Raw genomic sequence first — 23,140 nt, 5'->3', positions numbered from 1 at the left:
TTATGCTCCGTGGCTGGCCGGCCGATCCGCGCCGCGCCACTCCACCACGCACCGATGACATCCAAAGCCGCCACCGTGCTCCTGAACATCGCCCACGCGGTGGACCACATGTTCCTGCTGATCTTCGCGGCCGCCGTCGCCGCGATCGCGGCGGATTTCGGCCTCGCCCGCTGGGAGGACCTGATGCCGTACGGCACCGGCGCGTTCGTCCTGTACGGACTCGGAGCGCTGCCGGCGGGGCGGCTTGGCGACGTGTGGGGCCGGCGCTCGATGATGGTGCTGTTCTTCTTCGGGATGGGCGGCGCGGCCCTGCTGTGCGCCGTCACGCGCACGCCGTGGGAGCTCGCCGGCGCGCTGACTCTGGTGGGCGCCTTCTCGGCGATCTACCACCCGGTGGGCATTCCCATGCTGCTGCAGCGGGCGCAGCGTCCCGGCGCCACCATCGGCCTGAACGGGCTGGTCGGCAACCTCGGCATCGCGGTCGCAGCCCTGCTCACCGGGCTGCTGACCGACCGGCTGGGCTGGCGTGCCGCGTTCGCCGTGCCCGGGCTCGCCTGCATCGTCCTGGGCTTCGTCTTCATGCGGATGGTGCCGCGCGAGGCCGAGCCGCCGGCACGGCGCAAGAGCGGCACGGCGCCGGTGCGCCTGACGCCGGCGCTGCTGGCACGGGTGCTGGCCGTGATGACGGCGGCGTCGATCACCGGCAGCATGTTGTTCAACTTCACCACGAACGGCAATCCGCAGCTGCTGGGCGAGCGCCTGCGCGGCATCGTGGAGGAGCCGGCCCTGGTCGGCGCGCTGCTGGCCGCCGTGTATGCCCTGGCCTCCGTCGCGCAGGTGGTGGTGGGCTGGCTGATCGACCGGTTCGCGCTCAAGCCGCTGTACCTGGGCGTCACGCTGGCCCAGGTGCCGATCCTGTTCCTGGCTGCCTCGGCGCAAGGCTGGGTGTTCTATCTGCTGCTGCTCATGGCGATGGTCTTCATCTTCGGCGCGATCCCGTTCTCGGACTCGATGATCGCCCGATACGTCGACGACCGCATCCGCTCGAGCGTCGCCGGCATGCGCTTCACCATCTCGCTCGGGGTGAGCTCGCTGGCGGTGTGGCTGCTGGGGCCGGTCGTCAAGGCGAGCGGATTCGGCACGCTGCTCACCGCGATGGCCGTCATCGCGCTGTGCACGTCGTGCGCGGTGCTGCTGCTGCCTTCGGAGCGGCGGCTGCCGGCGTCCGCGGTCTCCTGATCCGGCGTCAGGCCCTCGTCGCCCGCAGCATGCAGCGCGCGAGGCGGTCGAAGTGGCGCAGGGCGCCGGGCGTCAGCTCGATCTGCTTGCGCCGCGCGTCCTCGGTGTCGGCCAGCGCGATCCAGCCCTTGGTGCGCATCGACTTCAGCCGCGAGTGGATCGTCGCCGGCGCGCCCAGCTCGTGCCTGGCCATCATGTCGCGCACGCACAGGCGCTCTCCCTCCCGGGCCGCGCGGGCGACCCAGGCCAGGATGCGCTCCTCCAGCGGATCGAGCGGCGGCAGGGACGGCAAGCCCCGGATCGCCTCCGACAGCTGCAGGAAGCGCAGGTACACGTCCGCCGATCGCGAGCTCTTTTTCAACAGTTATCCTTCATGAATTCTCTTGTGGTAGAAAGCATGACTTTCGCCGTGCTCCAACAAACAGAACGATCCTAACGCGGGCCGCATGACCTGGGCGATCCTCCGACATCAGCTGCTGCAGGTGCTGGCCACGATTGTGCTCTTCGCCGGCATGCTGGCGCTCAATGAGCTGCTGTTCAGGTCGCTGGAGTTCGCCCCCGGCATCAACTGGGTGTACCTGCCGGCCGGCATGCGCCTGCTGTGCACGCTCCTGTTCGCCGAGGCGGGCGCCGTCGGGCTCCTCGCCGTCTCCTGGGGCGTCAGCTTCCTGGTCTTCTTCCCGGGCAACTTCGACCGCGCCTTCATGGGGGGCATTCTCGCCACCCTCGCGCCGTACCTGGTCTATCGCGCCGCCCGCCACCTGTACGGCCTGCAAGCCTCGCTGGCCAACCTCACGCCCGGCCGCCTGCTGGTGCTGAGCCTGGCGTATTCGGTGGCCAGTCCCTTGTTCCACCACCTGTGGTTCGCCTGGCGCGGCGAGCCCGACCTGATGCGCGGTTTCGCCGCCATGTTCATCGGCGACCTCGCCGGCACGCTGGTCGTGCTGTACGGGCTGAAGGGTCTGCTGGCGCTCGTGGCGCGCCGCGCCGGGTAGGCCGCGAGCGCCGGCGGTTTCTCCCGTTGACAGCGGCAGGCGGCAGCGGGTACGCTGCTGTCCGCTATGAATTCTGGAACGATGGCGCCGTCGCGGCGGCAACGATGGGCGGCTGTCGCATCTGCGGCGGGCTGACCCGTCGGGCGAGCGGGCGGTGCGCCGCCTGCGACGCTGTCCTCGACGACTACGAAACCCTGGACTCGCGCACGGCGGACCTGCCGATCCCGGTGCGGCGGTACGGCTGCGCGACGGCTCCCGCGGCGCAGCAGGCGGTGCCCCGGCCGACCGGCCGCCGGCGGCGCCTGCTGGCGCTGGCCGGGTCGGGTGCGGCCCTGGGCGGGGCCTTCGCGCTGGCCTTCCTGCTGGCCGGATGACGCCGCGCCGATGAGCCGCCCCCCCATCCAAATCGCCGTCGTGGACGACGACGACGCCTGGCGCGAACTGCTGGCGCTTGCCGCGCGCGCCTGCCACGACGGGCCGGTGCGCCAGTTCGCCGACGGCGAAGCCGCGCTCGCCACGCTCGCCGCCGGCGCGCCGGCGGCCACGCTGTGGCTGGTCGACCTGCACATGCCGCGCATGCCGGGCCTGGAAGTGGTCACGCGGCTGCGGGCGCTGCAGCCGCAGGCGCTGGTTGCGGTCGTTTCGGCCGCCGCCACGGAGCAGGAGCGGATGGCGTGCCTCGCCGCCGGGGCGATGGCCGTCGTGCGAAAGCCGGCGGCGTTCGGCGACGTCGTCGAGCGCCTGCGCGAGCTGCTGCTTCTTGCCGGGCGTGACGGGGCGGCGCCGCCCTGAACCGCCGCCGGCGGCCCGGTCAGGAGAAGTGCAGGTTGGCGATCCGCAGCCAGGGCAGCAGCAGGGCGCCGTGGTCCTGGCGTTCGCGGCTGGCGCCTGTGATGTCGCGCAGCATCCGCGCCATGTTGCCGGAGATCATCGTCTCCGCCAGCGCCGGCCCGCGCGCGCCGCCGGCAATCGCGAAGCTGTTCTTGATCACGCCGGAGAAGTCGCCGTTGGCCGCCGGCATGCCCATCGAGAGCCGGCCGACGATGGCGCCGCGCTCGACGCCTGCCACCAGCGACGCGAGGGAGGTTTCCCCGGCGGCCAGTTCCCAGCCTTGCCCCAAGGGCACGTGCGCCAGGCCGGTCTTGCGGCTGCCGTACAGGCTGGGCGTGAGCGAGCGCAGCACGCCGCCGCACACCAGTTCCACGGGCGCGGCCAGGTGCGCATCGGCCGACAGCGGGGCGCAGCCGGCCGCTTCGAAGCGGCTGCGCAGGCCGAGCAGCGGCGAGCCGACCGGCTGGCCGACGCTGTCGCGATAGAGCGAACTGCCGGCAATCAGCTGTGTGTCGGCCAGTTGGCCCAGCAGCCACTCCAGGAGCGACTCCACGGCGTTGGGGGCCAGCACGACGTCGCCCACGAAGCGCGCGCCCACCGGCTCGGTCTCGATCTGCTGCTCGGTGTCGCGCAGCATCTGCCCGATGCCGAACCAGTCGGCAGCGTGCGCGCCGTCCAGCTCGTCCGCACTGCCGAAGGTGTAGTTGAAGGAGCTCGACCGGCTGCCCTCGCGCGCCGTGCCGAACACGCCCATGCCGTAGCTCCCCACGCTCGCGGCCAGGTCGCTGCCGCGCGTGGTGAGCGTGTGCGAGCGCACCAGGGTGTGCTTGGCGTCCGCCTCGTCGACCATCATGCGCGGGGTCTCCCGCGCGCGGAATTCGAGCAGTTCCCGCATCTTGCCGGCCAGCACGTCCAGGTCCGGCTGCTGCGGCCCCTTGACGATGCGGGCGTGCTGCGCGCTCGACACCGCGTTGGCGTCGTCCTGCGGCGCCGCCTGCGCATCGTCGAACAGGCCGGCGATGCGCTCGCGCAGCGCTTCGGGACTCAGGTCGGCGACCTCCGTGCTCGCCATGCGGCCGTCGACGATGCCCAGCAGCACGAGCTTGCGGGTGTCGCCGCTGCGCAGCAGGCTGGGCTCGTTGTGGTTGACGTTCAGTTCGTGCAGCCCGGTGTGGCTCGCGGTCACCTGCGCGTCGTCGAAGCCGGCGCCCCGCATCAGCGCGAGCGCCTGGTGCGCCAGCTCGTTCAGGTCGGTGGCCGTATGCATCATTCGCCCCCCAGGTGCGCCCGCACGCGCAGGGCCGGCCCGCCCATGGACACCACCATCGGCTGCTTCTTGCCGCAGTAGCCCGAGCAGCTCCAGTACATGTCGTCGGACACGGCGTCCGCCGTCTGCAGGACCTTGATCGCCGAGCCGGAGAGGGTGGTGTTGCGGATCGCCCGGCCCAGCCGGCCGCCCCGGATCTCGTAGGCCAGGTTGATGCCGAACATGAATTCGGTCGTCGAGTCGGCCTGGCCGTTGGAGGTCTTCATCAGGAAGTAGCCGTCCTCCACGCCCGCGATCATGTCGTCCAGCTTCGCGTCGCCGGGCAGGATGGCCGTGTTGCGCATGCGCACCAGCGGTTCGTCGCCGGGGCCGTAGGCGCGGGCGTTGCCGGTGGCCTCGATCCCCAGGCGCGCCGCCGTCTCGCGGCTGCTCATGAACCCGGCGAGGACGCCCTTGTCGATCAGCACCGCGTCGCGCGCCGGCGTGCCTTCGTCGTCGGCATAGACGGGGATCATCGTTTCCCGGCCCTGGAAGGTGTGCGCGACGTCGACCATGGTGACCAGGTCGCTCGCCACGCGCTGGCCGACCAGGCTGCGGGTGACGGCGCCGCCCAGCACCAGGTCGGCTTCGCAGGGGTGCCCCATCGCCTCGTGCGCCAGCATCCCGGCCAGCCGCGGCGCCAGCACCACGGTGTGCAGGCCGCCCCGCGCCGCGACGGCGCTGCACTTGGCGCGCACGTGGCGGTACAGGTCGTCGAGCACGGGCGCCAGCGCCTGCGGCGTGAGCTGCAGGTCGGCGAGGCTGCCCTTGCCGGAGATGTGCTCGCTCAGTTCCACCGGCGCGCCGTCGTCGCCCTGGGCCGTGAACGTCACGTAGAGCAGGGCGCGCTGAATGCTGTTCAGGACGTCGCTGCCGTTGCTGGTGGCGAGTCGCTTGGTGTGGTGCTCGTCGGACAGCAGGAACCTGGTCGACGTCAGGTCCGGGTAGTGCTCGCGGCACCACGCGTGCAGCGCCGCCAGGCGGTCCACGCACTCGCGCTGGCCGAGGGCCGGCCGGCCCGCGAAGACGTGTTCGCCCCGGTACGAGCCGCCGGGCAGCGGCCGCGCGGCGCGTGGACCGAACCGGCCCATGGCCGCGGCATGGCGAGCGGCCTCCCCGGTGAGCCGGTCGATGTCGGCGGCGCCGGTTCCGTTGCTGGCGGCGAAGCCCCAGTAGCCGCCTTCGTAGACACGGGCGCTCGCGCCGGCCTCGGTCGTCTGGGCGTTCTGCGTCAGGTTGCCGTCGACCATGAGGATGCGGCGGTTGCGCAGCTCGTGGCGGCGCGTTTCGAGGTGCTCCATCGGGCGGCCTCCGGGGATTCGAAGGACCGTATTACAGCAGGAGCCGGGCGGCCGCGCCCGCCGGCCTCAGCCGCGCCGCCGGGCGGCCGCTTCGGCGACGTCCGGCGGCAGTCGCCGCAGCAGCCAGCGGATCGCCAGCGGCACCAGCACCAGGTCGTCGAGGACGCCGATCACCGGCAGCCAGTCCGGCACGATGTCCACCGGCGACAGCAGGTACAGCGCGATCAGGGCCGTGCCGACCTTGAGCCAGCCTGGCGCCGCCGGATGCCGCAGCGCGAACCAGAGCTGCCGTGCATCGCCGCGAACCACCGACCACAGCAGTGTCAGACGTTTGAACATGGGGCCTCCTTGCGGCCGCCGCGGCCGGGACCATCACACATGGGTTCCCCGGGCGGCGGTGCAAGGGCGCGGCAACGATGGTTACATCCGGTTCCGCGCCGGCGCTCCCCCGCGTGGCCGCGCTCAGGAACGGCCGAGGCGGTCGGTGCGCAGCTCGCCTTCGCGCACCCAGACGCCCGGGGTCTCGCAGCGCAGCAGCTCGCTGCCGCTCAGCACGTAGTCGCCGAGGCGGAAGACCACGCCGTTGAACTGGCAGGAGCCACCCGGGCCCGCCGGCTCGATGTCTTCCATCTCGTCCTCGTCGAGGATCGGCGAAGTCTCGCGTTCGGGATCTGGCGCTCCGACCTGCAGCGGACCTTCTGGCATGGTGTGGCTCCTCGCGGCTATGCAGGAACCATAGGCGCGCGGACCGCGCCGGCCTTGACCGGACGCAACATGTCCTGCCAGGCGTAGCTCGGCCGTCGTGCCGCTCCCTCGTCAGTACAGCCTGACCCAGCCGTCCTCGCTGGCGAAGACGGCGAACTCCCCGCCGTCGTGGCGCCGCACCGTCAGCGCCGTCAGCAGCGCGTTGCGGCACGCGCCGATGGCGGCCACCGCGCGCACGAACGCCTCGCCGCGGGACCGCGCGAGCGGCTCGGCCGCTTCCTTCAGCTGCAGGTCGCGGCCGGACGGATCGAAGGTGCCGACCCGCTGCAGCGCTGCCTCGGCCGCAGCCAGGTCGGCGGCCTGGCAGTTCGCCGCGAGCTGCTCGGCGCCCGTCGCGCCGCGCAGTTCGGCCAGTCCTGGCTGCGCGCCGCCGTCCTGCGCGGCGGGGGCGAGGGCGACCGACCAGGCCGTGGCGCGCATGTCCCCGGCCGGTGCGTAGACGAACTGGCGCGTCTGTCCCGGCTGGATGCCGCCCGTGATGACGATGGGCGCCTGCGTCGAGCCGACCAGGGCGCCGTTCAGGTAACGGCGCGTCTCCAGCGTGAGGTACGGCAGCGTCACGGCGGACCCGTTGGTCACTTCGATGGTGGCCGCGCCGGTGCCGCGGGGCGAAGCAGTGATCGTGACCCGGTATTTCAGCCGCTCCGCACGGATGCGCGCTTCGCCCAGCGCAGCGCGCGCCGCGGCCGCCGCGTCGGCGTCGGCCATCACGGCGCCCCAGCGCACGATGTCGTCCACCGCCGCGCGAAGTTCCTGCCTTTCGACGTACGCCCGGGCGAGCCAGGCGGCCCCCGCCGCCGCCACGACGGCCACGGCAGCCAGTTCCAGCAACGCCACTTTCCTGCGGCCGGCCCGTCGGGCGGCCGCCTGCGCCGCCGCCTGCGCTTCGTCGGTCTTGGCGTACAGGGCCCCGCAGCGCGGACAGGTCGCCAGGCCGTATAGCACCACGCTGGCCGTGTGGCCGCACTTGAGGCAAGTCTTCCTCACGGTCATCGCACCTCCGCCGGGCCTGGGCCGCACGGCCGTCTGGCGAGCCGCTGGCGACTGCTCCTGTGGTCCGATGATGCCGCAGAACCGGCGCGGGCGCACCCTGGACGGCGGGGGCGGCCAGCGCTCGCCGACAATCGGCGCATGACGGATCCGCTGCAGCGCCTGGTGCAAGTCGAGATGCCATACGGCAAGTACAAGGGGACGCTGATCGCCGACCTGCCCGGCAACTACCTGAACTGGTTCGCGCGCGAAGGATTTCCGCCGGGCGAAGTGGGCCGGCTGCTGGCGCTGATGCACGAGATCGACCACAACGGGTTGAAGCACCTGCTGGCGCCGCTGCGGGGGATCGCGAGGAACCCCAACACCCGAACGCAGAAGCCGCAAAGATGACGCAGAAGCCGCAGAAGAAAAGCAGATTGGCGATCCTGCTTTCCTGAATCTTTTGCGGCTTCTGCGAGACTTTTGCGGCTTCTGCGTCCGGGTGCCCGTCTTCGGAGCCGTCAGCGCGGCTGCCGCTCGATCAGCGCCTGCCGCTGCACGATCGAGTCGGCCAGCTTCTGGTGAGCCATGTCGATCAGCACGCCCTTGGCGCCGACGGCGCCCTGGCCGTCGCGCGTGGTCTGCGCGAGCAGTTCGGTCGTGCGGGCCGCCCACTCGAGTTCCTCGGCCGAAGGCGAAAAGACCTCGTTGGCCAGTTCGATCTGCGACGGATGGATCGCCCACTTGCCTTCGAAGCCCAGGGCCTTGGCGCGCTGGGCGCAGGCGCGGTAGCCGTCGGCGTCGCCGAAATCGGTGAACGGCCCGTCGATCGGACGCAGCCCCCACGCGCGGCAGGCGGTGGCGATGCGCGCCATCGCGAAATGCCATTGGTCGTTCCAGTGGCGCTGGCGCACGCCTTGCGCGTCGGCATCGGTCAGGACCGCATAGCGCTCGCTGGGCCGGCCGAACACCCGGTCGTGGGTGCGCATGTCCACCGTGTAGTCGCCCACGCCGAAGATCATCGCTTCCAGCCGGTCCGAAGCCTGCGCGATCTCCTCGACGTTGGCGACGCCTTTCGCGCTTTCGATCAGCACTTCGATGCCGATGCGCTTGCCGCGGCCGGTCTCGCGCTCCACCAGCGTCAGCAGCTGGTCGACGAAGTGCACGTCGGCCCCGCAGCCGGTCTTGGGCAGCAGGATCAGGTCCAGGCGCGGGCACTGGCGGGCGATGTCGACGATGTCCTTCAGCGCCCACGGCGTGTCGAGCCCGTTGACGCGGACGGCGACCGTCTTGGCGCCCCAGTCAACGGCTTGGAGCGCCTCGATGGCCTGCGCGCGCGCCTGGTCCTTGTGGCTGGGGGCCACGGCATCCTCGAGGTCGAGAAACAGCGAGTCGGCGGCGCCGGCGGCGGCCTTGGCGAAGAAGCGCGGGCTGGTGGCCGGCACCGCGAGTTCGCAGCGCTGCAGGCGGGAAGGGCGTTGGTGATGCGTCATGGACTTCGGGGTCAGGTTGGATAGGAGGAGGCACCGTCGCGCTCACGCACGAGCGCCGCGCGCCGCAGCAGCCGCTCGGCCGGAATCACGAGGTCGATCGCGACGAAGACCCCGTCGGCCAAGGCCGTGCCGTGGCCCTCGGCCAGCGCCTGGCGGTAGCCGGCGACGAGGCGCTGGGCCCGCTCCACTTCGGCGGCGGTGGGCGAGAACACTTCGTTGGCGACGGCCACCTGCGCCGGGTGGAATACCACCTTGCCGGCGAAGCCGAGTTCGCGCGCGTCCTGCGCATCGGCCCGCGTCGCGGGCGCGTCGCGCACGTCGGCGAAGTACGCCGCGTCGATCGCCTGGATGCCGACGGCGCCGGCGGCCGCGGCGACCGTCGAGCGCGGAAAGAGCAAGGTGGTCGGGCTGATCGCCGCGCCGGTGGCCGCGGTGTAGTCGCCGGAGCCGAAGAACAGCGCCGTCGTGCGGCCGCACGCCTGCGCGATCGCCAGCGCCTGCAGGATGCCGCGCGGCGTCTCCAGCATCACCACGAGTTCGAGCGGCCGTACGCGGCCGCGGTCGCAGTCCAATGCCTCCAGCACGCTCTGCACCTGCAGCAGGCCCTCGGCCGACTCCACCTTTGGCACCATGATGGAGTCGACGAGGTCCAGCGGCAGCCCGGCGAGGTCGTCGGCACCGAACCCCGACGCCAGCGAATTGATCCGGACGCACAGCTCCGCGCGGCGGCCTCGCAGTTCGCGCACGGCCTGCGCGACCGTGTCGCGCGCGGCCGGCTTGGCGGGCGGCGGCACGCTGTCCTCGAGGTCGAACACCAGGCAATCGGCGCCGTAGCCCGCGGCCTTGCGCAGGCGGTCCGGGCGATTGCCCGGGGTCATCAGCATCGAGCGGCGCAGCCTCGGTTCAGCCATGGCCGGCTCCGGCGCCGTCGGCGCTCTGGGCGCGGAAGCGCGAGCGCTGGGTGTAGCGGCCGCTCGGGTAGTAGCCGACGCCGACCTCGATCACGGCGCCGTCGCGGTCGAGGTAATAGCGGGTGATGCGCATCGCCGCGAGGCCCTCCTTCGCCTTCAGCGCGCGCGCCATGCCGGCTTCGAGGTTGGCGGCCGTGATTTCCTGACGCACCTCGACGATGCGCACGCCGCAGCGCTCCTCGACCATCGAGTAGATGGGGCGCGTGAAGATCTTCTCCGGGCCGACGGCGTCCACGAACTCGGGACGCAGGTAGACCTGCAGGTAGCTGAGCGGCACTTTTTCCTGCGGCAGCTTGCGCAGGATCGTGATCTCGTACCAGGCCTGGCCGGCGGGGCAGTGCAGCAGCTCCGCGAGCGCCGCATCGGCCACCACTTCGCGGCGCTTCACCACGTGCATCTCGGTCGCCTCGACGAACTGCAGCAGGTCCCACACGGTCTTGATGCCGCTGAAGAAGCGCGGCGCCTCCGGCCGCGCCCGCACGATGGTGCCGATGCCGGCGCGGGCCCAGATGACCCCTTCGTCCTTGAGTTCGCGCAGCGCCTGGCGCACCGTGTGCCGGCTCACGCCGTGATGGCGTGCCAGCACGTCTTCGGGGGGCAGCGCGCTGCCGACGGCGTAGCGGCCCTTGTCGATGTCCTGCATCAGCGTCCGCGCCAGCGCCAGGTACAGCGGCAGCCGCGCCGTGTCGAGGCGGCCCGCCGCCGGCGACGGCGGCGCGAACCGCGATTCGGCGGCAGCGCTGCTGCCGGGCTGGGGTGCGGCGCGACCTGTGGGACTCATCGGCAGGGCCCTCGCTGCCGCGCTCGCTCGGGGTAATCCCGGGTTATCGATCCGCGCGGTCGCTCATATTGTACGTACATACGCACATTTTAAAAAAGCGCCGGCGCGAGGCGAATGCGGACAAGCCCCAACGGGCGGTCCGTCCCGCACCAGGTGCCCACATGGAGACAAGCGTGGCAGCTTCCCCCCCGGGCGAGCGCGAAGGCATGGGCAGCGCGATGGCGCTGGCCGGCACGACCGTCGTCGACATCTCGAACTTCCTCGCCGCGCCGCTGGCGTCGATGTTCCTGGCCGACTTCGGCGCCGACGTCATCAAGGTCGAGCGCCCCGGCGCGGGCGACGAGGTACGGCGCTGGGGCGAGGTCAGGAACGGCGTCGGGCTGTACTACAAGGCCGTCAACCGCGGCAAGAAGTCGGTCACGGCGGACCTGCGCACGCCGTTCGGCGTCGACGTCGTCAAGCGCCTCGTTGCCAAGGCCGACATCCTGGTGGAGAACTACCGCACCGGCACGCTGGAAAAGTGGGGCCTCGCGCCCGAGGTGCTGATGGAAATCAACCCCGGCTTGATCGTGCTGCGCGTGACGGGCTTCGGCCAGACCGGCCCCAACAGCCGGCGCCCCGGCTTCGGCACGATCGCCGAGGCATATGCCGGCTATGTGTACATCTCGGGCGAGCCGCAGGGCCCGCCGCTGCTGCCCGGATTCGGTCTCGCCGATTCCACCACCGGCCTGATGGCCGCCTACCTCGCCTCGATCGCGCTGCACGAGAAGCGCCGCAGCGGCCGGGGCCAGGTGATCGACCTGGCCCTGTACGAAACGCTGCTCACGCTGCTGGGCCCGCAGGTGGTGAACTACGACCAGCTGGGCATCATCCAGGAGCGCGCCGGCTCGCGCCTGCCGTTCACGGCGCCGCGCAACATCTACCGCACCCGCGACGGCAAGTTCATCTCGGTGGGCGGCAGCGCGCAGTCGATCTTCGAGCGCATCTGCCAGGCGCTGGAAATCCCCGACCTGCCGAAGGACCCGCGCTTCGCCGACAACCGCGCGCGCCTGAAGAACGTCGACGCGCTCGACGCGGCGCTGCAGGAGGCCATCGGCCGCTTCGACCGCGACCAGCTGATGCACCGCTTCGTCGAACTGGAGGCGGCGATCTCGCCCGTCAACAACGTCGAGGACGTGATCAACGACGAGCACGTGCGCGCCCGCGAAAACATCGTGGCGCTGCACGACGAGGAGCTGGGCGGGCCGCTGCGCATGCAGAACGTCGTGGGCAAGCTCTCGCGCACGCCCGGCGCCATCCGGCATACCGGTCCGCGCTTGGGCGAGCACAACCGCGAAGTGCTGGTGGACCTGCTGGGCTTCACGCCGGCCGAAGTCGAATCACAAGGCATAGCCCTGGGCGCCAGCCGCGCCACGGCCAACCGATAGGAGTTCCATGCCGGTCTTTCGCAGCTTCCTGTTCGCCCCGGGCAACCATGCACGCCGGGTCGAGAAATGCCTCACGCTGGGCGCCGACGCCGTGATCCTCGATCTCGAGGACGCCGTCGCGAACGCCGAGAAGACCGCCACCCGCGGCATGGTGGTGGCGGCGCTGCGCCGCGACCGGCGTTGCCTGGGCTACGTGCGCGTCAACTCGCTGGGCACCCAGTGGAGCCACGGCGACTTCGTGGCCGTCGTGACGGCGGGCGTCGACGGCATCATCGTGCCCAAGATCGAGAGCGCCGGCGACCTGCAGACCGCCGAATGGCTGCTCGCGGCGCTGGAGCGCGAGCGCGGCCTGCCCGAAGGCGGCATCGACCTGATCCCGATCATCGAGACGGCCGCCGGGTTCTCCAACCTCGCGGCCATCGCCCGCGCGGCGCGCCGCACCAAACGTCTGTCGTTCGGCGCCGGCGACTTCACGCTGGACGTGGGCATCACCTGGTCGCGCGACGAGACCGAACTGTTGCCGTATCGCACCGCCTTCGTCGTCGAGTCGCGCGCCGCCGGCCTGGAGCCGCCGCTGGACACCGTGTGGGTGTCGCTGAAGGATCCCGAAGGCTTCCAGCATTCGGTGCAGCGGGCCAAGGACCTGGGCTTCCAGGGCAAGCTGTGCATCCATCCGGACCAGGTGCCGGTGGTGAACGACTGCTTTCGCCCCACCGACGCCGAACTGGCGCACGCCAGGAAAGTCCTCGACGCCTTCGCGCAGGCCGAGCGCGACGGCCTGGCGGCCATCCAGGTCGACGGCCAGTTCGTCGACTACCCCATCGTGTACCGCGCGCAGCGCCTCATCGCGCGGGCGGACGCCATCGCCGCGGCGCAGCGCTGAGCGCGCGGCCCCCAGATCCCTCCAACCGGAACCTTCATGCTGCAAGACCTTGCCCTCCAGCCGCTCGACGACATCAAGATCATCGACGTGTCGAGCTTCCTTGCCGGCCCGTTCTGCTCCACCCAGCTCGCCGAGTTCGGCGCCGAGGTGTGGAAGGTGGAACTGCCGGAAATCGGCGACGCGCTGCGCCGCTTCGGCACCATCACGAAGAACGGCGATTCGCTGCCGTGGCTGTCGGAGTGCCGCAACAAGAAGTCCATCACCCTGGACATGCGCACCGCCGAGGGCGCGCGGCTGATGAAGCAGCTGGTCGCCAAGGCCGACGTCTTCGTGGAGAACTTCCAGCCCGGCACGCTGGAGAAGTGGGGCCTCGGCTGGGACACGCTCAAGGAGATCAACCCGCGCCTGATCATGGTGCGCATCTCCGGCTATGGACAGACCGGCCCCTACCGCGACCGCCCGGGGTTCGGGCGCATCGCCAATGCCTTCGGCGGCCTGTCGTTCCTGGCCGGCTTTCCGGACCGCCCGCCGGTCACGCCCGGCTCGGCGACGATCCCCGATTACATGGCGGGCCTCTACGGCGCGCTGGGCACGCTGCTGGCGCTGCAGGCGCGGCATCGCACCGGGCGCGGCCAGATGATCGACATCGGCCTGTACGAGCCGATCTTCCGCATCCTCGACGAGATCGCGCCGGCCTACGCGTACAAGGGGCTGGTGCGCCAGCGCATGGGCCCGGGTACCGTCAACGTGGTGCCGCACAGCCACTATCCGACCAGGGACGGACGCTGGATCGCGATCGCCTGCACCAACGACAAGATCTACGCGCGGCTGGCCGTGGCGATGGGCCAGCCGGAACTGGCGCAGCCCGAAAGCTGGGGCACGCTCGCCAACCGCGAGCGCGACCGCGAACAGGTGGACCGGCACGTGGGCGAATGGACGTCGAAGCACGACCGGGCCGAGCTGCTGCGCATCTGCGAGGAGAACCAGGTGCCGTGCGGGCCGATCTACTCGATCGACGAGATCTTCGAGGACCTGCAGTACCAGGCGCGCGGCAACATCCTGAAGATGCAGGACGAGCGGGTCGGTGAGCTGCCGATTCCCAACCTCGTGCCGCGGCTGTCGGACACCCCCGGCAGCGTGAAGTGGCTCGGCCCGAAGCTGGGCGAGCACAACGACGAGGTGTTCAAGGGCCTGCTGGGACTCACCGACGACGACCTGCGCCGGCTCGCCGCCGAAGGCGTGATCTGATCCACCAGGGAAGGAACGACTGATGCCCATCACGGAGCTCCTGGTCGGGGGCCTGCTCCTCGGCGGCCTGTACGCGCTCATGGCGTGCGGCCTGAACCTCATCTTCGGCGTCATGCGCGTCATCAACTTCGCGCATGGCGAACTGATGGCGATCGGGGCGCTGAGCACCGTCTCGCTGGTCGCCGGCTACGCCTTCCCGTTCTGGGCGGCGGTGATCCTGGTGCCGATGCTCACCGCCGGCGTCGGCCTGCTGATGCACCGGCTGGTGCTGCAGCGGCTGGCCAACGCGCCGATGATCATGACGCTGCTGGCGACGTATGCGTTGTCCACGATCCTCGTGAACGCCGCCATCCTCACCTGGGGCGGCGGCTACCGCGGCCTGCCGGGCGTGCTGGGCGGCTCGGTGAACCTGCTGGGCGTGAACATCTCGGTGTCTCGCCTGGTGGCTTTCGCCGTCGCGCTGGGCGTGAGCCTGGCGGTCTGGTGGGTGCTGGAGAAGACCCGCTTCGGGCGCGCCGTGCGCTCGGTGTCGCAGGCGCCCGAGCTGGCCGAGATCTCCGGCATCTCGATCGAGCAGGTGCGCAACGCCACCTTCGCGCTCGGCGCCGCGATGGCCGGACTGGCCGGCGTGCTGATGGCCCCGACGTTCGCGTCCGACCCGCAGCTGGGCGTTCGCTTCCTGATCAAGGCCTTCGCCGTGATCATCGTCGGCGGCATGGGCAGTTATCCCGGCGCCATTGCCGCGGCGCTGCTGCTGGGCATCATCGAGGTGATGGGCGGCTACCTGACCGGTGCCGTGATCGGCTCGGCGCTGCTGTTCCTGTTGATGCTCGTGGTGCTGCTGGTGCGCCCGCGCGGCCTGCTGGGCGTGGGGGCGCGCACATGAAACCCGTCGCCGTCTTCCTTCTCCTGGGTGCCGCGGCGCTGGCGGTGCCCTACCTGGGCAGCGAATACGCGCTGTCCTTCACCATCCAGCTGCTGGTGTTCACGATCCTGGGCTACTCCTGGAACCTGATCGGCGGCTACGCCGGCTACACCCACTTCGGCCAGGTCTGCTTCTTCGGCCTGGGCGGCTATACCGGCGCCTTGCTGATCAAGGGCGGCATGGCGTGGTACTTCGCCGTGCCGCTGGCGGCGCTGGCCGGCATCGCGCTGGCGATTCCGCTGGGCGCGGCCATGCTGCGGCTCAAGGGCCCGTACTTCGCGATCGGCATGTTCGGGCTCACCCGGGTCCTGGAATCGTTCGTGCTCGGATTCGATTCCGTGACGCAAGGCGGCACCGGCCTGTACCTGGTGCCGCTCAGCGACCTCAAGCCGGTGTACTTCGCCCTGGTCGGCGTGGCGATGCTGGTCATGCTGGGCACCTGGCGCCTGGACAACTCGCGGCTGGGGCTCAAGCTGCTGGCGATCCGCGAGGACGAACAGGCGGCCGACGCGCTGGGCGTGCGCACGACGCGGCTGAAGATCGGCACCTTCGTGGTGTCCGCCATCGCGCCGGCGGCCGTGGGCGCGCTGTACGCGGTGTACCTGGGCTTCATCGACCCGCCGACGGCGTTCTCGCCCGTGATGGAGCTGACGACGATCGCCATCGTGCTGCTGGGCGGCATGGGCACTGTGCTGGGGCCGCTGGTCGGCGCCGTCGTGCTGTCGGTGGTCAACGAACTGCTGTGGGCCCGCTTTCCCGAGTACTACCTGGCGATCGTCGGCGTGCTGATCCTGCTGGCGGTGCTGTACATGCCGCGCGGCATCGTCAACCTGGCAATGAAGAAGGGCTGGCTGCCGGCCGGCCGCAGCATGTTCCGCCAACTGGCACGCGAGGACGGCGCGCAAGCGGCGCCGGCGCCGGCCGTGCGCGAGGAAGTGAAGAGGGCGCAAGCATGAACGCCGACGACATCCTGGTGACCGAGAAGGTCTCCAAGCGCTTCGACGGAAGGATCGCGCTGAACGAGGCGAGCCTGGCCGTGAAGCGCGGCTCGATCACCGGCGTGATCGGCCCCAACGGTTCCGGCAAGTCCACGCTGTTCAACATCATCGCCGGCACGCTGACGCCCAACAGCGGCCGCGTGTACATCGAGGGCCAGGAAGTCACCGGCTCCTCGGCGGCCGACATCTGCCGGCGCGGCGTGGGCCGCACCTTCCAGATCAGCCGGCTGTTCGCCGAGATGACGGTGATGGAGAACCTGGTGGCGGTGGCGCACGGCATGGACGACCGGGCGGCGGTGAAGCGGGCGCGCGAACTGCTGGAGTTCCTCGAGATCACCGCGATCGCCGACAAGTGGGGCTCCGAGCTGTCATACGGCCAGCGCAAGCTGGTGGAGATGGCGCGCGCGCTGATGCTCAAGCCATCGATCATGCTCCTGGACGAGCCGTTCGCCGGCATCAACCCGCGGCTGCAGAACCGCATCGTCGAGCACCTGAAGGCGCTGTGCGCCAGGGGCCTCACGGTGTTCTTCATCGACCATGAGATGCGGATCGTGCTGCAGGAATGCGACCTGGTCTACGTGCTGGCCGAGGGCAACGTGATCGCCAGCGGCGCGCCGGAGTCGGTGCGCAACGACCCCAAGGTCCTCGACGCCTATTTCTGAACTGGAGAGCCCGTGCTGAACCTGCCAGACCAGATCACGATCAGCGAAGTGGGGCCGCGCGACGGCCTGCAGAGCCTGGACAAGTGGGTGGACACCGACACCAAGATCGCGATGATCGACCGCCTGTCGCGCGCCGGCTTTCCGGTCATCGAGGTCACCGGCTTCGCGCGCAACACGGTGATCCCCAACCTCAAGGACGCCGAGGAGGTCTGCGCGCGGATCGAGCGCCGCCCGGGCACCGTCTACCGCGCCCTGGTGCCGAACGTGCGCGGCACCGAGCGGGCGCTGGGCTCGAAGCTCGACGAACTGCTGGGGCTGATCACCGTCAGCGAAACCTATCTGCGCAAGAACCAGAACATGTCGCTGCCGCAGGCCATCGAGCAGGGCATCGAGTGCTTCCGCACCGCCGACAGGGCGGGCATCGGCTTCGTGATGGCGATCGGCGTCGCCATGTGGTGCGCCTACGAGGGGCCCATCCCCCAGGACAAGACGATGGCCGTGCTGCGCCAGCTGCGCGAAGGCGGCATCCGGCGCTTCTATCTCGCCGGCTCGATGGGCATGGAAGACCCGGCGCAGGTCGGCGCGCTGTTCCGGCGAGCGGCGCAGGAGCTGCCCGACTGCGAATTCGGCTACCACGTGCACAACCTCTCGGGCTGGGGCACGGCCAACGTGCTGGCAGCCGTCGACGCGGGCGCAAGCTTCATCGAGGGCTCGATCTGCGGCATCGGCGGCGGCATCGCGATGCCGACCAGCGTCGCGTCCGTGGGCAACCTGCCGACCGAGGACCTGGTCGGCATGTTCGAGGCGATGGGCGTGCGCACCGGCGTCGACCCGGGCGAGGCCGTGGCGGCGTCGCGCGAGATCGCGGCCATGCTCGGCATCGAGGCGCGCAGCCACGCGGCCCACGTCGGCACCCGGACCGAACTGCTCGAACAGGGCCGTGCCCACCCGCGCAACCCGCATCCGGCCTGAGGACGCCGCAAGTTTTTTCGAGAGCAACCGGGCCGCGAGGCCCATCCATCAAGGAGACAACCATGAAATTCGTGCTCGCTTCCATCGCAGTGGCCGCCGCCGCCGTGGCCGCCCCGGCCCAGGCCCAGAACACGATCCGCATCGGCATCGCGCTGTCCGAGACCGGCAACCTCGCCGACTCGGCCAAGCACTACTGGCGCGGCGTCGAGCTGTGGCGCGACCAGACCAATGCCGCCGGCGGGCTGCTGGGCAAGAAGGTCGAGTTCGTGGTCTACGACGACCGGTCGGACGCCGCCACCTCGGCGCGACTGTACGAGCGCCTGATCACCAGCGACAAGGTCGACCTGCTGGTGTCCACGATCGGCTCGGCCCAGGCGGCCACCGCCACCGCGGTCGCCGAGAAGCACAAGCGGATCATGATCAACGGCGGCGGCGCCTCCGAGTCGATCCAGCAGCGCGGCTTCAAGTACATCTTCCAGACCGCGGCCCGCATCTCGGCCTACGTGGACGGGATCGAGCCGCTGATGAAGAAGTACAACGTCAAGTCGATGGCGTTCGTGTCGCGCGACTATGCCGCGGCGCGCGACATGGAGAAGGTCGTCAAGGGCCAGGCGCAGAGGAACGGCGTGAACATGGTGATGGACGAGTACTTCCCGTCCGGCAACGTCGACTTCTCGTCGCAGATCGCGCGCGCGCGCCAGAGCAAGCCGGAGCTGTGGGTCTCGGTCGGCTATCCGAACGAGGCGATCGAGATGATGCGGCAGTTCCGCGCCTCCAACTACACGCCCAAGATCTTCGTGCACAACGGCGTGGCCCAGGAGGACTTCGTCAAGGCCACCGGCAAGGACGGTGAGGGCGCGATCGGCATGTCGCTGTACGAGCCCTCGCTCAAGACCTCCGGCAACGCCGAGTTCGTGAAGAACTTCAAGGCCAGATACAACTACGAGCCCGGCTACTACTCGTCGTTCGGCTACAACGCCGTCTACGTGCTGGGCGAAGCGGTGATGAAGGCCGGCTCGATCGACCAGGAGAAGCTGCGCGAGACGCTGACCACGATGAAGCTGGACACCGTGATGGGCAAGCACGAGGTCGAGCCGAAGACCGGCATGCAGATCGGCATCCGCGGCCTGCTGGTGCAGGTGCAGAACGGCAAGCGCGAGATCATCTGGCCGGAGGAGCTGAAGTCCGCCGAAGCCAAGGTCCCGATGCCGGGATCGGACGCCAAGTGACACGCGCTGCAGCAGGACCTTGCGCATGACCGAAGAAGTTTTTCCGCTGGAGGTGCGCGACCTGACGACGGGCTACGGCGACGTGGCCGTCGTCAGGAACGCGTCGATGCGCTTTCCGGCGCGGCTGATCACCACGATCATCGGCTCCAACGGCGCCGGCAAGTCGACGGTGATCAAGGCCGCCGCCGGCCTGCTGCCGTGCTGGAAGGGGTCGGTGCTGGCCAACGGCGTCGACATCACCCGCGAGCACGCCTGGCAGCGCGTCTACCGCGGCATCGGCTACGTGCCGCAGGGCCGCGTGGTGGTGCCCGAGATGACCGTGCGCGACAACCTCGAGATCGGCGCGCACATCCTCAAGGGCGACCGGGGCCGGATCGACACCGCGCTGCAGCGCGTGACGCAGGTCTTTCCGATCCTGGCCCAGCGCATGTCGCAACTGGCGGGAACCATGAGCGGCGGCGAGCAGCAGATGCTGGCCATCGCCCGCGCCCTGATGGCGAGCCCGCGCACCATCATCCTGGACGAGCCGTCGCTGGGTCTTTCGCCCAAGTTCGTCGACATCGTGTTCGAGAAACTGAAGGCGCTGCGCGACGACGGCCTCACGGTGATCATGGTGGAGCAGAAGGCGTCGCGAGCGCTCTCGGTGTCCGACCGCGGCTACGTGATGCACCTGGGGCAGGTGGTGTACTCGGGCGAGGCCGCCGAACTGGCCCGCAACGAGAACGTCAAGCGGCTGTTCCTGGGACAGGTTCCCGAGGACGTGCAGCTGCTGGTCGAGGAAGCCGATGCCTGAAACCGCGACGGCGGCCGGGCTGCTCGAGGAGCTGCCCGAGTCCCGCGCCACCGGGGAACTGCGCCGCATCTATGCGGAGATCCGGCGCTGGTCCGGCGTGCCGATGGTCGCGTTGATCTACCGCCACCTGGCCACCATGCCCGGTGTGCTGGAGTGGAGCTGGCGGCTGCTGGAACCGGCCCTGCGCGCCGGCGAGCTGCAGCGCAAGGCATGGGCGCTGGCGCAGGACGCCGTGATCCCGCACCAGCCAGCGATTCCCGCAGCCGCCCTGCGCGCGGCGGGCCTCACGCTGGCCGACGAGCGGCAGATCGCCGTCGTGCTGGACGCATACAACCGCGCCAATCCGGTCAACATCATGGCGGTGCGCTGCCTGTCGCTGCACCTCGCGGGCCGGGCCGGCGCGGCGGCGGATGAAGCCATGTGGCTCGACTGGGAGCCGCCGCCGGCACAGCCCGCATTGCCGCCGATGATCGATCCGGCGGCCATGTCGCCGACGGTGCGAGAGCTGGCGCTGCTGCTCACCGATCGCGGGCGCAGCGCGGCGCCGTCGCCGCTGTGGCCGAGCCTGTACCGGCACCTGGCGCACTGGCCGGCCTTCCTGGGTTATGCCGCCGTCGTCGTCCCGCCGGCCTTCGATGCGATCGACGCCGCCGCCGCGCGCCTGCAGCGGCAGGTGGACGCCGCCGCCGCCGCGGTGGCGCGCGGGCTGGTGCCGCCGCCCGATGTCGATGCCCCGGCCGGCGAGCAGGCGCGCCAGTTGCAGTCGGCCATCGAGCGGTTCAGCCGCCGCATTCCCGAGATGGTGGTGATCGGCGGCGTGCTGCGCCGGGCCCTGCCCGACGAGAGTCAAAGGAGAGACCAGACGTGAACAGCGTCATGCGAAGCGGCGCGGACCGCACCGAGGTGCGCCTGACCGCCGACGAAGCCCTGCGCACCCGCCGCTCGGTGCGCGCCTTCCTGCCCACGCCGGTGGCGCGCCGCGAGGTGGAGCAACTGCTGCAACTGGCCAGCCGCAGTCCGAGCGGCAGCAACATCCAGCCGTGGAAGGTCCACGTCTTCTCCGGCGCGAAGCGCCGGCAGATCACCCGCACCATCCTGGAGGCGATCGACCGCGGTCCGCGCGAGCAGTACCAGCGGGAATGGAACTACTACCCGCAGCAATGGCGCGAGCCGTACCTCGGCCGGCGGCGCAAGATCGGCTGGGACATGTACGGCCTGCTCGGCATCCCGAAGGGCGACTTCGAGGCCACCGAGCGCCAGCGCCGGCAGAACTACGAATTCTTCGGCGCGCCGATCGGCATGATGTTCACGCTGGAGGAGGACCTGGAGATCGGCAGCTGGCTCGACCTGGGCATCTTCATCGGCGCGCTGGCGACCGCGGCGCGCGGGCGCGGCCTGGACACCTGCGCGCAGGCCGCCTTCGCCGACTTCCACACGCTGATCCGGCCGCTGCTGGGCATTCCGGACAACCAGGTCGTCATCTGCGGCATGGCGCTGGGCCATGCCGACGAGGAGGCGGTGGTCAACCGGCTGGTGACCGAGCGCGCGCCGCTGTCGCAGTACGCCAGCTTCGAGGGCTTCGAGGAATGAACGCCGCCCGGGTCGAGGGCGTCGCCACCGTGCTGGGCGACGACGTGGATACGGACACGATCTTTCCGGGGCGGTGGCTCGCGGTGCTGCGGCCCGAAGACCAGGCGAAGCACCTGTTCGAGACGCTCGGCGAGGGCGTGCGCCAGCAGGTGATGGCCGGCGGCCTGGTCGTCGGCGGCTGGAACTTCGGCTGCGGCTCGTCGCGCGAGCACGCCGTCACGGCCATGATCGGCGCCGGCGTGAGGCTGGTGGTCGCGAAGTCGTTCTCGCGCATCTTCTTCCGCAACGCCGTCAACAACGGCCTGGCGGTGGTGATGAACGAGGCGCTGGCCGCCACCATCCGCGACGGCGACCGGGTGCAGGCCGACCTGCGCAGCGGCGAGGCGGTGGTGGCCGGCGCGCCGCATCGCTTCACGCCGCTGCCCCCGGAGGTGCTGGAGATCCTCACGGCGGGCGGATTGTGGGCGGCGAAGACGGGCCGGCGCGGGGTCGAAGCATGAAAGCGACCCTGGCGGAGAAGGTGATGGGCCGCCTCGCCGGCCACCCGGTGCGCGCCGGCGAGATGGTGGAGATCGGTCCGGACTGGACGTTCGCGCTCGACGACGGGATCGGCCTGATCGACCAGAACTTCCGCCGCTACGGCGTCGACAAGCTGGCGCGGCCGGAGCGCATCGCGCTCTTCTACGACCACTACGCGCCGGCCGACACCCCCTTGCATGCGCACGTGCAGCGGGTGGGGCGCCAGCTGTTCGAGCGCTTCGGGCTGCCGCGCGAGCGGCTGTTCGACGTCGGCGCAGGCATCTCGCACCAGATCGCCGTCGAGAGCGGGATGGTGCTGCCCGGCCAGCTGCTGGCCAACATGGACTCGCACACGATCACCATCGGGGCCGTCGGCGCGCTGGGTTGCGGCATCGGCGGCGCGGAGATGGCCTACCTGTGGGCGCACGGCAATCTGTGGTTCCGGGTGCCGGAGAGCATCCGCATCGACCTCGACGGCGCGCTGCCGCCCGGCACCAGCGCCAAGGATCTCGTGCTGACGATCCTGGGCCGGCTCACCGCGCGCGGTGCGATCTACCAGTCCATCGAATACCACGGCGCCGGCGTCGCGCGGCTCGCGATTCCCGAGCGCATGACCTTGTGCAACATGGGCATCGAGATGGGCGCGAAGTTCGCCGTCGTGCCGGGCGACGCCGTCACGCGCGAGCACTTCGTGAAGCTGGGCATCGAGGCCGGCGAGATGCCGCAGCCGGACGCGGACGCGAGCTACGCAGCGCGGCATCGCTTCGACCTCGCCGCGGTGGTGCCGCTGGTGTCGGCGCCGAGCAAGGTCGACAACGTGCATCCGGCAACGGAGTTCGCCGGCGTGCGCATCAACCAGGCTTTCCTGGGTACCTGCACCAACGGCCGGCTGGAGGACCTCGCCGCCGCGGCCGCCATCCTCAAAGGCAGGCGCATCGCCGGCGGCGTGCGCATGGTCGTCACGCCGGCGTCGCGCAACGTCTATTCGCAGGCGCTGCAGTCGGGCGTGCTGCAGGTGCTGATCGACGCCGGGGCGACCGTGACGACCCCCGGCTGCGGCGCATGCGCGGGCATGCACCAGGGCGTGCTGGCCGAAGAGGAGGTGTGCATCTCGTCCTCGAGCCGCAATTTCCTGGGGCGCATGGGGCATCGCGACGCGCTGGTGTACCTGGGCTCGCCGGCGACGGTGGCGGCGAGCGCGCTGACCGGGACGATCACCGATCCGCGGACGGTGATCTGAACG

27 protein-coding genes are annotated in these 23,140 nt (G+C 70.5%); 18 read left to right on the top strand and 9 right to left on the bottom strand.

The window, feature by feature from the left end:
- Window positions 1-54 precede the first annotated feature (54 nt).
- Window positions 55-1,239, top strand: a complete 1,185-nt coding sequence (locus RAMLITH_RS06260; RefSeq protein WP_238344069.1) for an MFS transporter — start codon at window positions 55-57, stop codon at window positions 1,237-1,239.
- 7 nt (window positions 1,240-1,246) lie between these two features.
- Here RAMLITH_RS06260 and RAMLITH_RS06255 read toward each other — a convergent pair whose 3' ends face one another.
- Entirely contained in the window at window positions 1,247-1,600 is a 354-nt protein-coding gene (locus RAMLITH_RS06255; protein ID WP_168106530.1) for a winged helix-turn-helix domain-containing protein, read from the bottom strand.
- A gap of 85 nt (window positions 1,601-1,685) precedes the next feature.
- Between RAMLITH_RS06255 and RAMLITH_RS06250 the strand changes: the two genes are divergently transcribed.
- The 3 genes from RAMLITH_RS06250 (at window position 1,686) to RAMLITH_RS06240 (ending at window position 3,026) form a co-directional block, all read left to right on the top strand.
- Window positions 1,686-2,234, top strand: coding sequence for a hypothetical protein (locus RAMLITH_RS06250; RefSeq protein ID WP_168106529.1), 549 nt, complete (start codon window positions 1,686-1,688; stop codon window positions 2,232-2,234).
- Window positions 2,235-2,338: 104 nt separating this feature from the next.
- The gene (locus tag RAMLITH_RS06245; protein ID WP_168106528.1) at window positions 2,339-2,608 is read left to right on the top strand and encodes a hypothetical protein; all 270 of its coding nucleotides are present in this window, start codon (window positions 2,339-2,341) and stop codon (window positions 2,606-2,608) included.
- 10 nt (window positions 2,609-2,618) lie between these two features.
- Window positions 2,619-3,026 carry a response regulator gene (locus RAMLITH_RS06240; protein ID WP_168106527.1) on the top strand — a complete coding sequence of 136 codons (408 nt, stop codon included), beginning with the start codon at window positions 2,619-2,621 and terminating at the stop codon, window positions 3,024-3,026.
- Between the two features lie 19 nt (window positions 3,027-3,045).
- On the opposite strand, the gene RAMLITH_RS06235 is transcribed toward RAMLITH_RS06240, so the two are convergent.
- The 5 genes from RAMLITH_RS06235 to RAMLITH_RS06215 form a co-directional block, all read right to left on the bottom strand.
- On the bottom strand, window positions 3,046-4,335 hold the full coding sequence (locus RAMLITH_RS06235; protein ID WP_168106526.1) for a metallopeptidase TldD-related protein: 1,290 nt from the start codon (window positions 4,333-4,335) through the stop codon (window positions 3,046-3,048).
- The gene (locus RAMLITH_RS06230; protein WP_168106525.1) at window positions 4,332-5,672 is read right to left on the bottom strand and encodes a TldD/PmbA family protein; all 1,341 of its coding nucleotides are present in this window, start codon (window positions 5,670-5,672) and stop codon (window positions 4,332-4,334) included. The genes RAMLITH_RS06235 and RAMLITH_RS06230 overlap by 4 nt, the downstream gene beginning before the upstream one ends.
- Before the next feature lie 66 nt (window positions 5,673-5,738).
- Window positions 5,739-6,011 carry a YkvA family protein gene (locus RAMLITH_RS06225; protein WP_168106524.1) on the bottom strand — a complete coding sequence of 91 codons (273 nt, stop codon included), beginning with the start codon at window positions 6,009-6,011 and terminating at the stop codon, window positions 5,739-5,741.
- Window positions 6,012-6,134: 123 nt separating this feature from the next.
- Entirely contained in the window at window positions 6,135-6,377 is a 243-nt protein-coding gene (locus RAMLITH_RS06220) for a hypothetical protein (protein WP_168106523.1), read from the bottom strand.
- Between the two features lie 111 nt (window positions 6,378-6,488).
- Window positions 6,489-7,430, bottom strand: coding sequence for a hypothetical protein (locus RAMLITH_RS06215; protein WP_168106522.1), 942 nt, complete (start codon window positions 7,428-7,430; stop codon window positions 6,489-6,491).
- Between the two features lie 138 nt (window positions 7,431-7,568).
- On the opposite strand from RAMLITH_RS06215, the gene RAMLITH_RS06210 reads away from it, so the two are divergent.
- Complete coding sequence (locus RAMLITH_RS06210) at window positions 7,569-7,817, top strand: DUF3820 family protein (RefSeq protein WP_168106521.1); 249 nt, start codon at window positions 7,569-7,571, stop codon at window positions 7,815-7,817.
- Between the two features lie 110 nt (window positions 7,818-7,927).
- Here the strand turns inward: RAMLITH_RS06210 and RAMLITH_RS06205 are convergent, their stop codons facing one another.
- Genes RAMLITH_RS06205 through RAMLITH_RS06195 form a run of 3 tightly spaced genes read right to left on the bottom strand, consistent with a single transcriptional unit; the run spans window position 7,928 to window position 10,651 of the window.
- Window positions 7,928-8,899: an HpcH/HpaI aldolase/citrate lyase family protein gene (locus RAMLITH_RS06205; RefSeq protein ID WP_168106520.1), complete on the bottom strand. Its 972-nt coding sequence runs from the start codon at window positions 8,897-8,899 to the stop codon at window positions 7,928-7,930.
- Between the two features lie 11 nt (window positions 8,900-8,910).
- Window positions 8,911-9,810 carry an HpcH/HpaI aldolase/citrate lyase family protein gene (locus tag RAMLITH_RS06200; protein WP_168106519.1) on the bottom strand — a complete coding sequence of 300 codons (900 nt, stop codon included), beginning with the start codon at window positions 9,808-9,810 and terminating at the stop codon, window positions 8,911-8,913.
- Window positions 9,803-10,651 (bottom strand): GntR family transcriptional regulator, encoded by an 849-nt coding sequence (locus tag RAMLITH_RS06195; RefSeq protein WP_168106518.1) that lies wholly within the window; start codon window positions 10,649-10,651, stop codon window positions 9,803-9,805. Before RAMLITH_RS06195 ends, RAMLITH_RS06200 begins: the two co-directional genes overlap by 8 nt.
- 173 nt (window positions 10,652-10,824) lie before the next feature.
- Between RAMLITH_RS06195 and RAMLITH_RS06190 the strand changes: the two genes are divergently transcribed.
- From RAMLITH_RS06190 to RAMLITH_RS06130, 13 genes are all read left to right on the top strand, one after another.
- On the top strand, window positions 10,825-12,078 hold the full coding sequence (locus RAMLITH_RS06190; protein WP_168106517.1) for a CoA transferase: 1,254 nt from the start codon (window positions 10,825-10,827) through the stop codon (window positions 12,076-12,078).
- 7 nt (window positions 12,079-12,085) lie between these two features.
- Entirely contained in the window at window positions 12,086-12,961 is an 876-nt protein-coding gene (locus RAMLITH_RS06185; protein ID WP_168106516.1) for an HpcH/HpaI aldolase/citrate lyase family protein, read from the top strand.
- 36 nt (window positions 12,962-12,997) lie between these two features.
- On the top strand, window positions 12,998-14,209 hold the full coding sequence (locus RAMLITH_RS06180) for a CaiB/BaiF CoA transferase family protein (RefSeq protein WP_168106515.1): 1,212 nt from the start codon (window positions 12,998-13,000) through the stop codon (window positions 14,207-14,209).
- Between the two features lie 22 nt (window positions 14,210-14,231).
- The gene (locus tag RAMLITH_RS06175; RefSeq protein ID WP_168106514.1) at window positions 14,232-15,095 is read left to right on the top strand and encodes a branched-chain amino acid ABC transporter permease; all 864 of its coding nucleotides are present in this window, start codon (window positions 14,232-14,234) and stop codon (window positions 15,093-15,095) included.
- Window positions 15,092-16,090, top strand: coding sequence for a branched-chain amino acid ABC transporter permease (locus RAMLITH_RS06170; RefSeq protein WP_168106513.1), 999 nt, complete (start codon window positions 15,092-15,094; stop codon window positions 16,088-16,090). The genes RAMLITH_RS06175 and RAMLITH_RS06170 overlap by 4 nt, the downstream gene beginning before the upstream one ends.
- The gene (locus tag RAMLITH_RS06165) at window positions 16,087-16,794 is read left to right on the top strand and encodes an ABC transporter ATP-binding protein (protein ID WP_168107178.1); all 708 of its coding nucleotides are present in this window, start codon (window positions 16,087-16,089) and stop codon (window positions 16,792-16,794) included. Before RAMLITH_RS06170 ends, RAMLITH_RS06165 begins: the two co-directional genes overlap by 4 nt.
- 12 nt (window positions 16,795-16,806) lie before the next feature.
- Window positions 16,807-17,766, top strand: a complete 960-nt coding sequence (locus RAMLITH_RS06160) for a beta/alpha barrel domain-containing protein (RefSeq protein ID WP_168106512.1) — start codon at window positions 16,807-16,809, stop codon at window positions 17,764-17,766.
- Window positions 17,767-17,828: 62 nt separating this feature from the next.
- A complete protein-coding gene (locus tag RAMLITH_RS06155; RefSeq protein ID WP_168106511.1) occupies window positions 17,829-18,995 on the top strand; it encodes an amino acid ABC transporter substrate-binding protein in 1,167 nt (388 codons plus the stop codon).
- A gap of 25 nt (window positions 18,996-19,020) precedes the next feature.
- On the top strand, window positions 19,021-19,788 hold the full coding sequence (locus RAMLITH_RS06150) for an ABC transporter ATP-binding protein (protein WP_168106510.1): 768 nt from the start codon (window positions 19,021-19,023) through the stop codon (window positions 19,786-19,788).
- On the top strand, window positions 19,781-20,656 hold the full coding sequence (locus RAMLITH_RS06145; protein WP_168106509.1) for a hypothetical protein: 876 nt from the start codon (window positions 19,781-19,783) through the stop codon (window positions 20,654-20,656). The genes RAMLITH_RS06150 and RAMLITH_RS06145 overlap by 8 nt, the downstream gene beginning before the upstream one ends.
- Before the next feature lie 8 nt (window positions 20,657-20,664).
- A complete protein-coding gene (locus tag RAMLITH_RS06140) occupies window positions 20,665-21,378 on the top strand; it encodes a nitroreductase (protein ID WP_168107177.1) in 714 nt (237 codons plus the stop codon).
- Window positions 21,375-21,878: a LeuD/DmdB family oxidoreductase small subunit gene (locus RAMLITH_RS06135; protein ID WP_168106508.1), complete on the top strand. Its 504-nt coding sequence runs from the start codon at window positions 21,375-21,377 to the stop codon at window positions 21,876-21,878. Before RAMLITH_RS06140 ends, RAMLITH_RS06135 begins: the two co-directional genes overlap by 4 nt.
- A complete protein-coding gene (locus RAMLITH_RS06130) occupies window positions 21,875-23,137 on the top strand; it encodes a 3-isopropylmalate dehydratase large subunit (RefSeq protein ID WP_168106507.1) in 1,263 nt (420 codons plus the stop codon). The genes RAMLITH_RS06135 and RAMLITH_RS06130 overlap by 4 nt, the downstream gene beginning before the upstream one ends.
- The last annotated feature ends 3 nt before the right edge of the window (window positions 23,138-23,140 follow it).

The organism is Ramlibacter lithotrophicus (genome assembly GCF_012184415.1).
Taxonomy (GTDB): Bacteria; Pseudomonadota; Gammaproteobacteria; order Burkholderiales; family Burkholderiaceae_C; genus Ramlibacter; species Ramlibacter lithotrophicus.
This window is presented reverse-complemented; position numbering and strand designations above follow the sequence as displayed.